We start from the raw sequence: 227 nt of genomic DNA, 5'->3' as shown, positions 1-227 counted from the left end.
TTGCAACGTCAAGCCGAAGAAGAAGCGAAGCAAAGACAGGCTGAATTGCAACGTCAAGCCGAAGAAGAAGCAAAGCAAAAACAGGCTGAATTGCAACGTCAAGCCGAAGAAAAAGCAAAACAAAGACAAGCTGAATTGCTACGTCAAGCTGAAGAAAAAGCGAAGAAAAGAGAAGCTGAATTACAAAGACAGGCTAAATTAAATCAGTTTAAAGAGCAAGAACAAAC

Annotated in this window: 1 pseudogene; it reads left to right on the top strand. The window is 40.5% G+C overall.

The features are described 5' to 3' along the window. Window positions 1–227, top strand: a pseudogene (locus MR107_RS30955) (excalibur calcium-binding domain-containing protein); the annotation flags it as partial.

This window comes from Bacillus cereus group sp. BfR-BA-01441 (genome assembly GCF_022663075.1).
Taxonomy (GTDB): domain Bacteria; phylum Bacillota; class Bacilli; order Bacillales; family Bacillaceae_G; genus Bacillus_A; species Bacillus_A cereus.
Note: the sequence above shows the minus strand (reverse complement) of the source record. Positions and strands in the feature narration are given on the sequence as shown.